The organism is Streptomyces sp. NPDC107471 (assembly GCF_055582845.1).
Window position 1 is genome coordinate 188,469 of record NZ_JBVJPC010000006.1, and the last position, 13,793, is coordinate 202,261.

General features: G+C 70.9%; 10 protein-coding genes. 9 read left to right on the plus strand and 1 reads right to left on the minus strand.

The genetic code is table 11. From position 1 onward, the window contains the following. Positions 1–42 precede the first annotated feature (42 nt). The 3 genes from ACZ66S_RS22055 (at position 43) to ACZ66S_RS22065 (ending at position 2,777) form a co-directional block, all read left to right on the plus strand. The gene (locus ACZ66S_RS22055) at positions 43–405 is read left to right on the plus strand and encodes a bifunctional 3-phenylpropionate/cinnamic acid dioxygenase ferredoxin subunit (protein ID WP_469903210.1); all 363 of its coding nucleotides are present in this window, start codon (positions 43–45) and stop codon (positions 403–405) included. Next, positions 402–1,562 (plus strand): NAD(P)/FAD-dependent oxidoreductase, encoded by a 1,161-nt coding sequence (locus tag ACZ66S_RS22060; protein ID WP_469903211.1) that lies wholly within the window; start codon positions 402–404, stop codon positions 1,560–1,562. Before ACZ66S_RS22055 ends, ACZ66S_RS22060 begins: the two co-directional genes overlap by 4 nt. Positions 1,563–1,649: 87 nt before the next feature. Further along, a complete protein-coding gene (locus ACZ66S_RS22065; protein WP_469903212.1) occupies positions 1,650–2,777 on the plus strand; it encodes an aromatic ring-hydroxylating oxygenase subunit alpha in 1,128 nt (375 codons plus the stop codon). Here the strand turns inward: ACZ66S_RS22065 and ACZ66S_RS22070 are convergent. Next, positions 2,765–3,511 carry an IclR family transcriptional regulator gene (locus tag ACZ66S_RS22070; RefSeq protein WP_469903484.1) on the minus strand — a complete coding sequence of 249 codons (747 nt, stop codon included), beginning with the start codon at positions 3,509–3,511 and terminating at the stop codon, positions 2,765–2,767. The genes ACZ66S_RS22065 and ACZ66S_RS22070 overlap by 13 nt on opposite strands. A 208-nt stretch (positions 3,512–3,719) precedes the next feature. Here ACZ66S_RS22070 and betA point away from each other — a divergent pair, with 208 nt between their 5' ends. From betA to ACZ66S_RS22100, 6 genes are all read left to right on the plus strand, one after another. Beyond that, entirely contained in the window at positions 3,720–5,390 is a 1,671-nt protein-coding gene (betA, locus tag ACZ66S_RS22075) for a choline dehydrogenase (protein ID WP_469903213.1), read from the plus strand. A gap of 183 nt (positions 5,391–5,573) precedes the next feature. Beyond that, entirely contained in the window at positions 5,574–7,043 is a 1,470-nt protein-coding gene (locus tag ACZ66S_RS22080; protein ID WP_469903214.1) for an aldehyde dehydrogenase family protein, read from the plus strand. A 20-nt stretch (positions 7,044–7,063) separates the two neighbouring features. Continuing rightward, positions 7,064–8,155, plus strand: coding sequence for a quaternary amine ABC transporter ATP-binding protein (locus tag ACZ66S_RS22085; protein WP_469903215.1), 1,092 nt, complete (start codon positions 7,064–7,066; stop codon positions 8,153–8,155). Beyond that, positions 8,152–10,161, plus strand: a complete 2,010-nt coding sequence (locus ACZ66S_RS22090) for an ABC transporter permease (protein WP_469903216.1) — start codon at positions 8,152–8,154, stop codon at positions 10,159–10,161. Before ACZ66S_RS22085 ends, ACZ66S_RS22090 begins: the two co-directional genes overlap by 4 nt. 13 nt (positions 10,162–10,174) lie before the next feature. Then, complete coding sequence (locus ACZ66S_RS22095) at positions 10,175–11,140, plus strand: ABC transporter substrate-binding protein (RefSeq protein WP_469903217.1); 966 nt, start codon at positions 10,175–10,177, stop codon at positions 11,138–11,140. Between the two features lie 191 nt (positions 11,141–11,331). Continuing rightward, positions 11,332–13,770: a GcvT family protein gene (locus tag ACZ66S_RS22100; protein WP_469903218.1), complete on the plus strand. Its 2,439-nt coding sequence runs from the start codon at positions 11,332–11,334 to the stop codon at positions 13,768–13,770. The last annotated feature ends 23 nt before the right edge of the window (positions 13,771–13,793 follow it).

Sequence of the window (13,793 nt, forward strand, 5' to 3'; positions counted from 1 at the left end):
TGCGTTCAACGCAATCCGTTTCGCTATACGCACCGAGGTGTCATGATGATTCCCGCGTGCCGTCTCGTGGATCTCCCCCGAGGCGAGGCCTACCGGCTCGACATCGATCCGCCGGTCTCGGTGTTTCACACCGACGACGGCGAGGTCTTCGCCATCGACGACACCTGCACCCATCAGGACGCCTCGCTCGCCGACGGCTGGCTGGAGGGCTGCGAGGTCGAATGCCCGCTGCACGCCTCGAAGTTCGACCTGCGGACCGGTGCCGTGGACGCCCCGCCGGCCAAGCGTCCGGTCCGCACCCACGAGGTCCACGTCGAGGACGGCACGATCTACGTCCGGCTGTCCCTGGACGCCCCCAACCTGCCGCCCTGCGTCGCGGCCCGGCTCGCCGGCGGACCCGCGTGAGGACGGTCGCCGTCGTCGGCGCCTCGCTCGCCGGACTGTCGGCGGCGCGCTCGCTGCGCGGGCAGGGCTACGACGGGCGGCTCGTCGTCATCGGCGACGAACTCCACCGCCCGTACGACAGGCCCCCGTTGTCCAAGGAGTTCCTGGCCGGTTCCCTGGCCGAGAGCGAACTCGCGCTGGAGCCGGACGACGAGGACCTGCGGGCCGAGTGGCTGCTCGGGGTCCGGGCCGTCGGTCTCGACGGTCCGCGGCGCGCCGTACGGCTCGCCGACGGCAGCGAGGTGCGGGCGGACGGCGTCGTCATCGCTACCGGCGCCGCCGCCCGGACCCTGCCCGGCACGGAGGATCTGGCCGGGGTGCACACCCTGCGCACCCTGGACGACGCCCGCGCCCTGCGCGACGAACTGGCCCTCGGGGGACGGCTGGTGGTGATCGGCGGCGGCTTCATCGGCGCCGAGGTCGCCTCCACCGCGTACGCCCTCGGACTCGACACGACCGTCGTGGAGGCGGCCTCCACCCCACTGGCCGGACCGCTCGGCGAGACCATGGGCGGGATCGTCTCCGCCCTCCACGCGGACCACGGCGTACGGCTGCTGTGCGGGGTCGGCGTCCAGGGGCTGCGCGGCGGGAGCCGGGTCGAGGCCGTCCTGCTGGCGGACGGCCGCAGCCTCCCCGCCGACATCGTCGTCGTGGGGGTCGGCGCCCGCCCCTGCGTCGAGTGGCTCACGGACTCGGGCCTCACCCTCGACGACGGCGTCACCTGCGGCGCCGACGGCCGCACCGGCCTGGCCGGCGTGGTGGCGGTCGGTGACTGCGCCTCCTGGTACGACCCGCGCGCGGGCCTGCACCGCCGCGTCGAGCACTGGACCGGCGCCCGGGAACGGCCCGACGCGGCCGTGACCGCGCTGCTGGCGGGCGGCGCGGTGGAGCCGAGCACGCCGAGACCGCCGTACTTCTGGTCCGACCAGTACGGCGTGAAGATCCAGTTCGCCGGTCACGCGGCGGTCGCCGACAGCGTGACCATCGAGGAGGGCGCCCGGGACGACCGCAACGTCCTGGCCGTCTACCGGCGTTCCGGGCATCCGGTCGCCGTGCTCGGGATGAACCAGCCGCGGCTGTTCACGCGCTGGCGCAAGCAGCTCGCCGCCGCGGCCTGACAGCACTCGCTGTCGCTCCGTCCAGAACGCCGTCCGCTCTTCCCTGCGTGCACCACCGGCCCACGACGTTCCCCCGAGGAGTGCCCTGTGACCTCGACCAGCCTGCCGGACAGCCTGATCGCCACCCTTCCCGGCACCTCCTACACCGATCCCGCGGTCTTCGTCCAGGAGCAGGAGCGCATCTTCGAAGCGATGTGGTTCTGTGCCGTCCGCGCCTGCGACCTGCCCAGGCCCGGTGCCTTCAGGACCGTGGAGGTGGGCCGGGAGAGCATCCTGATCACGCGCGCGCGGGACGACTCGGTGCGCGCCTACTTCAACGTCTGCCGGCATCGCGGCGCCCGGCTGTGCACGGAGGAGTCCGGGGAGGTCAAGCGGGCGTTCCAATGCCCGTACCACGCCTGGACGTACGACCTGACGGGCAAGCTGGTGGCCGCGCCCAACCTGACGAAGATGCCGGACGTGGGCCGGACCGAGTACGGCCTGGCGGGCGTGGCGGTGCGCGAATGGCTCGGCTATGTGTGGGTGTGCCTGGCCGAGGACCCACCGCCCTTCGAGGAGGTCGTCCAGGACGTGGTCGCGCGCCTCGGCGACACCGAGTCCATCGAGCACTACGACATCGGGGGCCTTGAGGTCGGCCGGCGGATCGTCTACGACGTGAAGGCCAACTGGAAGCTGATCGTCGAGAACTTCATGGAGTGCTACCACTGCGCGACGATCCACCCCGAACTCACCGAGGTGCTGCCGGAGTTCGCCGACGGGTACGCGGCCCAGTACTACGTGGGACACGGGGCGGAGTTCGGTGCGGACGTCCGGGGGTTCACCGTCGACGGCTCGGAGGGGCTCGACCGCATCCCGGGGGTCTCCGCGGACCAGGACCGCCGGTACTACGCGATCACCGTACGGCCGCAGGTGTTCGTCAACCTCGTGCCCGACCATGTGATCTTCCACCGGATGTACCCGGTGGCGGTGGACCGAACGGTCGTGGAGTGCGACTGGCTGTACCTGCCGGACGTCGTGCGGGAGGGGAAGGACGTCAGCCGGTCGGTGGAGCTGTTCGACCGGGTCAACCGGCAGGACTTCGACGCGTGCGAGCGGACCCAGCCCGGGATGCGCTCACGGCTGTACGCCAAGGGCGGTGTGCTGGTGCCCAGCGAGCACCACATCGGCGAGTTCCACGACTGGGTCCAGGGACGGTTGGGGGCTCAGCCCAGGTAACCCATCCGGTGACTGATCTCCTCGGCACCCTTGACCAGGACGGGGGCGAGTTCGTGCAGTCGCTCCTCGGAGAGCCGGTACGAGGGCCCCGAGGCGCTGAGCGCCGCGATGACCTCTCCGTCCCGGTCGCGCACCGGCGCGGCCATGGCGTGCAGACCGAGCTCCAGCTCCTCCAGGGCCCAGGCGTACCCGCGCTCCCTGGCCTCGGCGAGGTTCTTCTCCAGCTTCGTCTTCGCGGTGATGGTGCGCGGGGTGACCTTCTTCAGGCCCGCCTCGGTCAGCAGCGCCGCGCGCTCCCCGGCGGGCAGGTGGGCCAGCAGGATCTTGCCGCTCGACGTGGCGTGCAGCGGGGTGAGCTGTCCGACCCAGTTCTGCGCGGTCACGGCACCCGGGCCGCGCACCTGGTAGAGGTTGACCGCGTACCGCTCCTGGAGCACGGCGAGGTTCACCGTCTCGCCGATCTCCTCGGCGAGGTCCTCGCAGACGGGGCGGCTCTGCTGGGTGATGTCGATGCGTCCGGTGACCGCGCCGGCCAGCCGCACGATGCCGAAACCGAGCCGGTACTTGCCGCGCTCGCCCGCCTGTTCCACCAGGCCGCGCGCCTCCAGGGCGCCGAGGAGCCGGAACGCCGTGGACTTGTGCACGTCGATCTCGGCGGCCACCTCGCTGACCCCGGCCTCGCCGCGCTGGGCCAGGATCTCCATGACGTGAATGGCCCGGTCGACGGACTGCACCCCGCCGCTCGACGACCCTGTCGTTTCGTTATCCGGGTTGTAGTTGCTCACAACGCAACTATACGGGGGGTAAACAACAAGCACGTGAGTCTGTTCCGCGGACCCGGTGCATGGGTCGTGGAAGTTGCGTGCTTCGCAACCTGGTGCGTATCACGCTACCCGTACTAGCATGCCGCGCGTATCGACGGCGCGAGCGAGACGAGGCACCATGGCTCCTCAGCAGTACGACTTCGTCATCGTCGGTGGTGGATCGGCCGGCAGCGCACTGGCCAACCGGCTCTCCGCCGACCCGGGCAACCGGGTGCTGGTCCTGGAGGCCGGCCGGCCGGACTACCCGTGGGACGTCTTCATCCACATGCCCGCGGCGCTGACCTACCCGATCGGCAGCCGCTTCTACGACTGGAAGTACGAGTCCGAGCCCGAGCCGCACATGGGCGGCCGGCGCGTCTACCACGCCCGCGGCAAGGTGCTGGGCGGCTCCAGCAGCATCAACGGCATGATCTTCCAGCGCGGCAACCCCATGGACTACGAGCGCTGGGCCGCCGATCCCGGCATGGAGACCTGGGACTACGCGCACTGCCTGCCGTACTTCAAGCGCATGGAGAACTGTCTCGCGGCCGACCCGGACGACGAGTTCCGCGGCCACGACGGCCCGCTCGTCCTGGAGCGCGGGCCGGCCACCAACCCGCTCTTCGGCGCCTTCCTCAAGGCCACCGAGGAGGCCGGGTACGCGCCGACCGACGACGTCAACGGCTTCCGGCAGGAAGGCTTCGCCGCGTTCGACCGCAACGTCCACCGCGGCCGCCGGCTGTCGGCCTCCAAGGCGTACCTGAAGCCCGCCAGGAAGCGGCCCAACCTCACGGTCAGGACCCGCACCCTCGTCACCCGGATCCTGTTCGAGGGCAAGCGGGCCGTCGGCGTCGAGTACCGGCGCGGCCGCGGGGCGCCGCAGCGGGTGCGCGCCGCGGAGGTCGTCCTGTGCGGCGGCGCGATCAACTCCCCCCAACTGCTGCAACTGTCCGGCATCGGCAACGCCGAGGAACTGCGCGCCCTCGGCGTCGACGTCGTCCACGACCTGCCGGGCGTCGGCGAGAACCTGCAGGACCACCTGGAGGTGTACATCCAGTACGCCTGCAAGCAGCCCGTCTCCGTGCAGCCGTACCTCGCGAAGTGGCGCGCCCCCCTCATCGGCCTGCAATGGCTGTTCCGGAAGGGGCCGGCCGCCACCAACCACTTCGAGGCGGGCGGGTTCTGCCGCAGCAACGACGACGTGGACTACCCCAACCTGATGTTCCACTTCCTGCCGATCGCGGTCCGCTACGACGGCTCGGTGCCCGCCGGCGGCCACGGCTACCAGGTTCACGTGGGGCCGATGTACTCGGACGCCCGCGGTTCCGTGAAGATCAGGAGCCGGGACCCGCGGGAGCACCCGGCACTGCGCTTCAACTACCTGTCCACCGCACAGGACCGCCGCGAGTGGGTCGAGGCGATCCGTGTCGCCCGCGGGCTGCTCAACCAGCCGGCCCTGGCCCCCTACAACGACGGGGAGATCTCGCCCGGCCCGTCCGTCGCGACCGACGAGGAGATCCTCGCCTGGGTCGCCAGGGACGGCGAGACCGCCCTGCACCCCTCCTGCACCTGCCGGATGGGCACCGACGACATGGCCGTCGTGGACCCCGCCGACCTGCGCGTGCACGGGGTCGAGGGGCTGCGGGTCGTCGACGCGTCGGTGATGCCCTACGTCACCAACGGCAACATCTACGCACCGGTCATGATGATCGCGGAGAAGGCGGCCGACCTCATCCTCGGCAAGGAGCCGCTCGCGCCCTCCGAGGCCGTGTACTACCGGCACCGGGACGCCCGCACCCAGGCCGGGTGACACGGATTTCACCCGCGGCCGCATGCGCCGGAAACCTGCCGGGCCCCGCCGCGCACCGGGCGTCCGCGTGCCCGAACCGTCATCCCCCAACCCCTTGACGTGGGTTGCCGCAGTCTCCAGAGTGTTCCACCACAAGCAATGCGATGCGCCATGCGCAACGAAATCGCTCGAAGGGCTCCCGACGTGGCAGACCTGTACGTGGACGGTGAATGGCGGGAGCCGGTGGCCGGAGGGCGCCGGGAGATCCGGTGTCCCGCCGACGGCACGCTCTCCGCCACCGTGTCCGAGGCGACACGCCCCGACACCGAGGCCGCCGTCGCGGCCGCCCGCCGGGCCTTCGACACGGGGCCCTGGCCGCGCACCCCCGAGCGCGAACGGGGCGCCCTTCTGCTGCGCACCGCCGACCTGATCGAGCGCGACGCCAAGGAGTTCGCCCGCGCCGAGTCGCTGGACACCGGCAAGCGGCTGGTGGAGAGCGAGTACGACATCGCCGACGTCGTCTCCTGTCTCCGCTACTACGGCGGGCTCGGCGGCGCCGACGCCGGCCGCGTGATCGACACCGGACGGGACGACGCCGTCAGTCGCGTGGTGCACGAGCCGATCGGGGTCTGCGGACTGATCACACCCTGGAACTACCCCCTTCTGCAAGCGAGTTGGAAGGTCGCCCCGGCTCTGCTCGCCGGAAACACGATCGTCCTCAAACCCAGCGAGCTCACCCCCTCCACCTCCGTCCTGCTGATGAAGGCACTGGAGGAGGCCGGACTTCCCGTCGGGGCCGCGAACCTGGTCCTCGGCACCGGACCGGAGGTGGGGGCGCCGCTCGCCGAGGACCCCCGCGTCGACATGGTCTCCTTCACCGGAGGCGTGGAGACCGGCAAACGGATCATGGCGACCGCCGCCGCGACCGTGAAGAAGGTCGCCCTGGAACTCGGTGGCAAGAACCCCAACGTCGTCTTCGCCGACGCCGACTTCGAGACGGCCGTGGACTTCGCGCTCACGGCCGTCTTCCTGCACTCCGGCCAGGTCTGCTCGGCCGGCGCCCGGCTGATCGTCGAGGACCGCCTGCACGACCGCTTCGTCGACGAGGTGGTCCGCCGCGCCCGGGGGATCCGCCTGGGCGGCCCCTTCGACCCCGAGGCCGAGACCGGGGCGCTGATCTCCGACCGGCACCTGGCGAAGGTCGAGGCGTATGTCGCCGCGGGCGTCGCCGAGGGCGCCGTCCTGCGCTGCGGCGGCGAGCGGCCCGCCGACCCGGCCCTCGCGCACGGCCACTACTACCCGCCCACCGTGCTCGACGAGTGCCGGCAGGACATGCGGGTGGTGCACGAGGAGTCCTTCGGACCGGTGCTGACCGTCGAGCGCTTCAGCGATGAGGACGACGCCGTACGCATCGCCAACGACACCGAGTACGGCCTCGCCGGGGCGGTCTGGACGCAGGACGCCGGCAAGGCCCAGCGGGTCGCCCGCAGGCTGCGGCACGGCACGGTGTGGATCAACGACTACCACCCCTATGTGCCGCAGGCCGAGTGGGGTGGCTTCGGGCACTCCGGTGTGGGCCGGGAACTGGGACCGACCGGCCTCGACGAGTACCGCGAGCCCAAGCACATCTGGCAGAACATCCAACCCCGGCCGCAGCACTGGTTCCGCGGCTGAACGCCGAGAAGAGGTCGACCATGACCCCAACCCAGACCGAGGCGCCGCCGCGCCGCGGCACCCCCGAGGACGCGGCCCCCACGCCCGTCATATCCGTACGCGGGCTGTGGAAGGTGTTCGGGCCGAAGGCGGACCAGGTACCGGACTCCGAGGAGCTGCGCGGGCTCACCCGCCGCGAACTCATGGACCGCGCCGGCTGCACCGCCGCCGTGCGCGACGTGAGCTTCGACGTCGCGCCCGGCGAGGTCTTCGTCGTCATGGGACTGTCCGGCTCCGGCAAGTCCACCCTGGTGCGCTGTCTGACCCGGCTGATCGAGCCCACCGCCGGCGAGATCGTCTTCGAGGGCGAGGACATCCGGGACGCCGACGAGAAGCGGCTGCGCGAACTGCGGCGCAGCAAGTTCTCCATGGTCTTCCAGCACTTCGGTCTGCTGCCCCACCGCCGCGTCGTCGACAACGTGGCGTTCGGACTGGAGATCCGCGGCGCGGGCCGGGCCGAGCGCACCAGGCGGGCGCTGGAGGTCGTCGAACTCGTGGGCCTCGCGGGCTACGAGAACTCCTATCCCGACCAGCTCTCCGGCGGCATGCAGCAACGCGTGGGCCTGGCAAGGGCGTTGGCGGGCGATCCCGACGTCCTCCTCTTCGACGAGCCCTTCTCGGCGCTCGACCCGCTGATCCGCCGTGACATGCAGAACGAGGTCATCCGGCTGCACCACGAGGTCGGCAAGACCATGGTGTTCATCACCCACGACCTCTCCGAGGCGCTGAAGCTCGGCGACCGCATCCTGATCATGCGGGACGGCAGGACGGTCCAGTGCGGCACCGGCGACGAACTCGTCGGCGCCCCCGCCGACGACTACGTACGCGACTTCGTCAAGGACGTGCCGCGCGGCGACGTGCTGACCCTGCGCTGGATCATGCGCCCGGCCGCTCCCGAAGATCCCCTGGACGGGCCCGAGTTGGGGCCGGACGTGGTGGTGAAGGAGGCCACCCGCGCGGTGCTCGCGGCGGAGAAGCCCGTCAAGGTCGTCGAGAACGGCGAACTGCTCGGCATCGTCGGCGACGAGGAGATCCTCGCGGTGGTCGCCGGACAGGAAGGCGACACCCGATGACCGTCGCCATGGAGAAACCCGAGACCTCGGGGGAGGCCGCGCAGGCCCCACCGCCCCCGCCCGTCGCCCCCGCCCGCAGGATCAGCCGGTCGATGGTGGTCGGCGCGATCCTCGTCGGCTGGCTCGTCCTGTTCGTCGTGCTGCGCGGGAAGCAGACCCTGTCGCTGGCCGCGGCCGACCTCACCGAGCTGCACCGCCGGCTCAACGACGTCAACGACTCCATCGGCGCCAACCGCAACTCCAACCCGCTGTTCCTGTACTTCTTCAACGAGATCCGGCTGGTCATCGACAACCTGGTGACCTTCGTCCAGGACCTCATCTCCCAGCCGTCCGGCGACCGCCCGTTGCCGCAGATCGGCTGGCTCGGCGTGGTCGGTCTCGCCGGCTACGTCTCCTGGGCGGTGGCCAACTGGCGGGTCGCGCTGCTGGCCGTGGCCGGCTTCACCTTCCTCGGCCTCCAGGGCCTGTGGCAGGAGAGCATGGACACCCTGGCCCTGACCCTGTCCGCGGTCCTGGTCGCGCTGCTGTTCGCCCTCCCGCTGGGCGTGTGGGCGGGCCTGTCCGAGCGGGTCAACCGGATCGTCACGCCGTTCCTGGACTTCATGCAGACGATGCCGACCTTCGTCTACCTGGCACCCCTGACCCTGTTCTTCCTCATCGGCGGGGCCTCCGCCACCATCGCCACCGTCATCTACGCGGCACCCCCGGCCATCCGCATCACCGCGCACGCCGTCCGCTCGGTGCCCGCGACGACGGTAGAGGCGGCCGCCTCGATGGGAGCCACCCGCAGGCAGTCGCTGCTCCAGGTGCTGCTGCCGATGTCCAAACGGACCGTGGTGATGGGCGTCAACCAGACCATCATGGCCGCCCTCGCGATGGTGACCATCGCGGCCCTGATCGACGCGCCCGGCCTCGGCAAGACCGTCGTCCAGGCCCTCCAGTCCCTCGACGTCGGCACGGCCTTCAACGCGGGCCTCGCCATCGTCGTCATGGCGATCGTCCTGGACCGGGTCACCACCGCGGCGAGCGGACGCGCGGAGGCGGCCCGGCGGTCCGGTAACCCCCTGCTCCGCTGGCGGCGGCACCTGCTCGTCGCCGGGGGAGCGGCGGCGGCCGTACTCGTCTACCTGTCGCACACCTACGTGTGGGCGGCCGAGTTCCCCGGCGACGGAAGCACCGGCAGCAACATCGCCAGCGCCGCCGACAACGTGACCACCTGGGCGCAGGACCACCTGTCCGGGCTGACCAACGCCTTCCGCGACGCGCTCACCAACGGGCTGCTCAACCCGTTCCAGACGCTCCTGACCGACTCCCCGTGGTGGCTCGTCGGCGCCGCCCTGACCGGGATCGCCGTGGTCCTCGGCGGACGGCGGGCCGGGATCACCACCGCCGTGTGCGTGGGCCTGCTGGTCGCCACCGGGGTGTGGTCGGACGGCATGACGACCCTGGCGTCGACCGTCGTGGCGACCGTGCTCGTCATGCTGCTCGGCGTGGTGATCGGCGTGTGGATGGGCCGCAGCGCGCTGGTCGACCGGCTGGTCCGGCCGACCCTCGACGCGGCCCAGGTCATGCCGCCGTTCGTCTATCTCGTGCCGTTCCTCGCGCTGTTCGGCGCGACCCGGTTCACGGCCATCGTGGCGGCGATCGTCTACGCGGCACCGGTCGCCATCAAGATCATCGCCGACGGGGTGCGGACCGTGCCCGCGACCACCGTCGAGGCGGCCACCTCCGCCGGGTGCAGCACCTGGCAGATCATCACCAAGGTCCAACTGCCGATGGCCCGCGGCGCCCTGACGCTCGCGACCAACCAGGGCCTGATCTACGTGCTGTCGATGGTGGTCGTCGGCGGCCTGGTGGGCGCGGGCGCCCTCGGCTACGACGTGGTCGCGGGGTTCTCGCAGGGACAGCTCTACGGCAAGGGCCTGGCGGCCGGGCTCGCCATCGTCCTGCTCGGTGTCATGTTCGACCGGATCACTCAGGCAGCGGCTCGCCGCACCAGCGATTGAGGAGCAGCACACGATGGCAAGACACTGGCGAGCCGGCGCGGCCGGCCTGGCCGTCCTCGGCCTCACCCTCACGGCCTGCGGCGGCGCGAAGGTCGGTGACTCCTCGGAGGCCGGCGGTTCGGGCAGCTCCGGCAAGTGCGGCACCTTCAACCTCGCGGTCAACCCCTGGGTGGGCTACGAGGCGGACGCGGCGGTCGTCGCGTACGTCGCCGAGCACGACCTGAAGTGCAAGGTGACCAAGAAGGACCTCAAGGAGGAGATCGCCTGGCAGGGCTTCGGGACGGGCGAGGTCGACACCGTCCTGGAGAACTGGGGCCACGACGACCTGAAGAAGAAGTACATCACCCAGCAGAAGACCGCCGTCGAGGCCGGCTCCACCGGCAACAAGGGCATCATCGGCTGGTACGTGCCGCCGTGGCTGGCCAAGGCCCACCCGGACATCACCGACTGGAAGAACCTCGACAAGTACGCAGCGAAGTTCAAGACCTCGGAGTCCGGCGGCAAGGGCCAGCTCCTGGACGGCGACCCGTCGTACGTCACCAACGACGAAGCCCTGGTGAAGAACCTGAAGCTGGACTTCAAGGTGGTGTACGCGGGCAGCGAGACCGCGCTGATCCAGGCGTACCGCAACGCCGAGAAGAACAAGGAGTGGGTGATCGGCTACTTCTACGAGCCGCAGTGGTTCCTCTCCGAGGTGCCGCTGGTCAAGGTCGACCTGCCCGCGTACAAGGCGGGCTGCGACGCCGATCCGGCCAAGGTCGCCTGCGACTACCCCGTCTACGACCTCGACAAGATCGTCAGCGCCAGGTTCGCCAAGTCGGGCAGCCCCGCCTACGACCTGGTGAAGAAGTTCAACTGGACCAACGACGACCAGAACACCGTGGCCAAGTACATCGCGGTGGACAAGATGACGCCGGAGGCGGCGGCCAGGAAGTGGGTCGACGCCAACCGCGACAAGGTCGACGCCTGGATCAAGTGACCCCGACCGGGAGGCCCGGTGGGCGGTGCGCGCGTGCGTGCCGTCCACCGGGCCCTGCCGTTTCCCGGGGCGGTCCGCAGGCCGTTTCCCGACGTCACGGGACCTCTTGACACCCACCGGCACGGCGGGCACATTGAGTTGCGCAGCCTGAATCATGTTGCGTACAAAGCAACTTAACCGGAGGTGCGGCGATGGCGGGACCCCGAGTGGTCATCATCGGAGCGGGCGTCGTCGGCGCGGCACTCGCCGACGAGATCTCCGCGCGAGGCTGGACCCGGGTCACCGTGGTCGACCAGGGACCGCTCCCGGCCACCGGAGGGTCGTCGTCGCACGCGCCCGGCCTGGTCTTCCAGGCCAACCCCTCCAAGACCATGACCGAACTGGCCCGCTACACCGTCGAGAAGCTCTCCTCCCTCGACGTGGACGGACAGCCCTGCTTCCTCCAGGTCGGCGGCCTGGAGGTGGCGACCACCCCGGAGCGTGTCACCGAACTCCACCGCCGACACGGCTGGCTCACCGCCTGGGGCGTCGAGTCGCGGATCCTGACCGCCGACGAGTGCGTCGAGCAGCACCCCCTGGTCAACCGCGACCGGGTCCTCGCCGGCCTCCACATCCCCACCGACGGCCTCGCCAAGGCCGTCCTCGCCGTCGAGGCGCAGATCCGCCGGGCCACCGAGCGTGGAGTGACCTTCCTGGCCCGCCACGAGGTCCTCGACGTCCTGCGGGCCGACGGCGAGGTGACGGGCGTCCGCACCGACCAGGGCGACCTGGAGGCCGACATCGTCGTGTGCTGCGCCGGCATCTGGGGCCCGCGGATCGCCCGCATGGTCGGCATGAACCTCCCGCTCACCCCGCTCGCCCACCAGCTCGCCTGGACCGGCCCGGTCCCGGCGCTCGCGGGGCAGACCGAGGAGGCGGTGCGCCCGATCCTGCGCCACCAGGACGCCGACCTGTACTACCGCGACCGCCATGACACCCTCGGCATCGGCTCCTACGGCCACCGCCCCATGCCGATCACCGCAGACGAGATCCTCTCCTTCGACGAGGCCGACGCGATGCCGTCCGTCCTGGAGTTCACCGAGGACGACTTCGCGGACGCCTGGACCGAGACGCAGTCACTGCTTCCGGCGACGCGGGACGCCAAGGTCGAGGAGGGCATCAACGGCCTGTTCTCCTTCACCACCGACGGCCTGCCCCTGCTCGGCGAGTCCCCGGACGTCAAGGGTTTCTGGGTCGCCGAGGCCGTCTGGGTCACCCACTCCGCCGGCGTGGGACGGGCCGTCGCCGAGTGGCTGGTCGACGGCCACTGCTCCTCCTTCGACCTGCACGAGTGCGACGTCAACCGCTTCGAACCGCACCAGCTCTCCCCGGAGTACGTCCTGGCCCGCGACTGCCGGAACTTCGAGGAGGTCTACGACATCCTCCATCCGCTGGAGCCGTCCGGGGACCCGCGCCCGATCCGCATCAGCCCTTTCCACACCCGCCAACAGGAGCTCGGCGCCTTCTTCCTGGAGGCCAACGGCTGGGAGCGGCCGCACTGGTACGAGGCCAACGCCCCCCTGGTGGAGGGCCGTTCGATCGTCACCCCCAACGACTGGGCCGCCCGGTACTGGTCGCCGATCGTCGCCGCCGAGGCCCAGGTCACCCGCGAGACCGTCGCGATGTACGACATGACGGCCCTCAAGCGCCTGGAGGTGAGCGGACGGGGCGCGGCCGACCTCCTGGAGCGGCTGTGCACCGGCAGGGTCGCCAAGTCCGTCGGCTCGGTGACGTACACCCTGCTCCTGGACCACGACGGCGGTATCCGCAGCGACATCACCGTCGCGAGGCTCGCCCCGGACCTCTTCCAGGTCGGCGCCAACGGCAACCTCGACCTCGACTGGTTCACCCGCCACCTCCCCGCCGACGGCACCGTCCAGGTCCGTGACATCACCCCCGGGACCTGCTGCATCGGCCTGTGGGGACCGCTGGCCCGGGACGTCCTCCAGCCGCTCACCGACGAGGACTTCTCGGCGACGGGCCTGAAGTACTTCCGCGCCAAACGCGCCCACATCGGGTCCGTCCCGGTGACCGCCATGCGCCTGTCCTACGTCGGCGAGCTGGGCTGGGAGCTGTACACCACGGCCGACCTGGGCCTGAAGCTGTGGGACACACTGTGGCGAGCGGTCCGGCCGCTGGGCGGGATCGCGGCCGGGCGGGGCGCCTTCAACAGCCTGCGCCTGGAGAAGGGTTACCGCTCCTTCGGCACCGACATGACCTACGAGCACGACCCCTACGAGGCCGGCGTCGGCTTCGCCGTCAGGGCCGACAAGGAGGACTTCGTCGGGAAGGCGGCGCTGGAGCGGCGCGGGGCCGACGTACGACGGAGGCTGACCTGCCTGACCGTCGAGGACCCGCGCGCCGTCGTGATGGGCAAGGAGCCGGTGTACGACGGGCGGCGCGCGGTCGGGTACGTCACCAGCGCGGCCTTCGGCCACACGATCGGCAAGGGCATCGCCTACGCCTGGCTCCCCGCGGAGCTCGCGACCACCGGCCGTGCGCTGCACATCGGCTACTTCGACCAGCGGGTGGAAGCGGTCGTGGCCGAGGAGCCGCTGTTCGACCCGGCGATGTCCCGTCTGCGGGGCTAGCGGGAGCCACCACCGCACCCCGG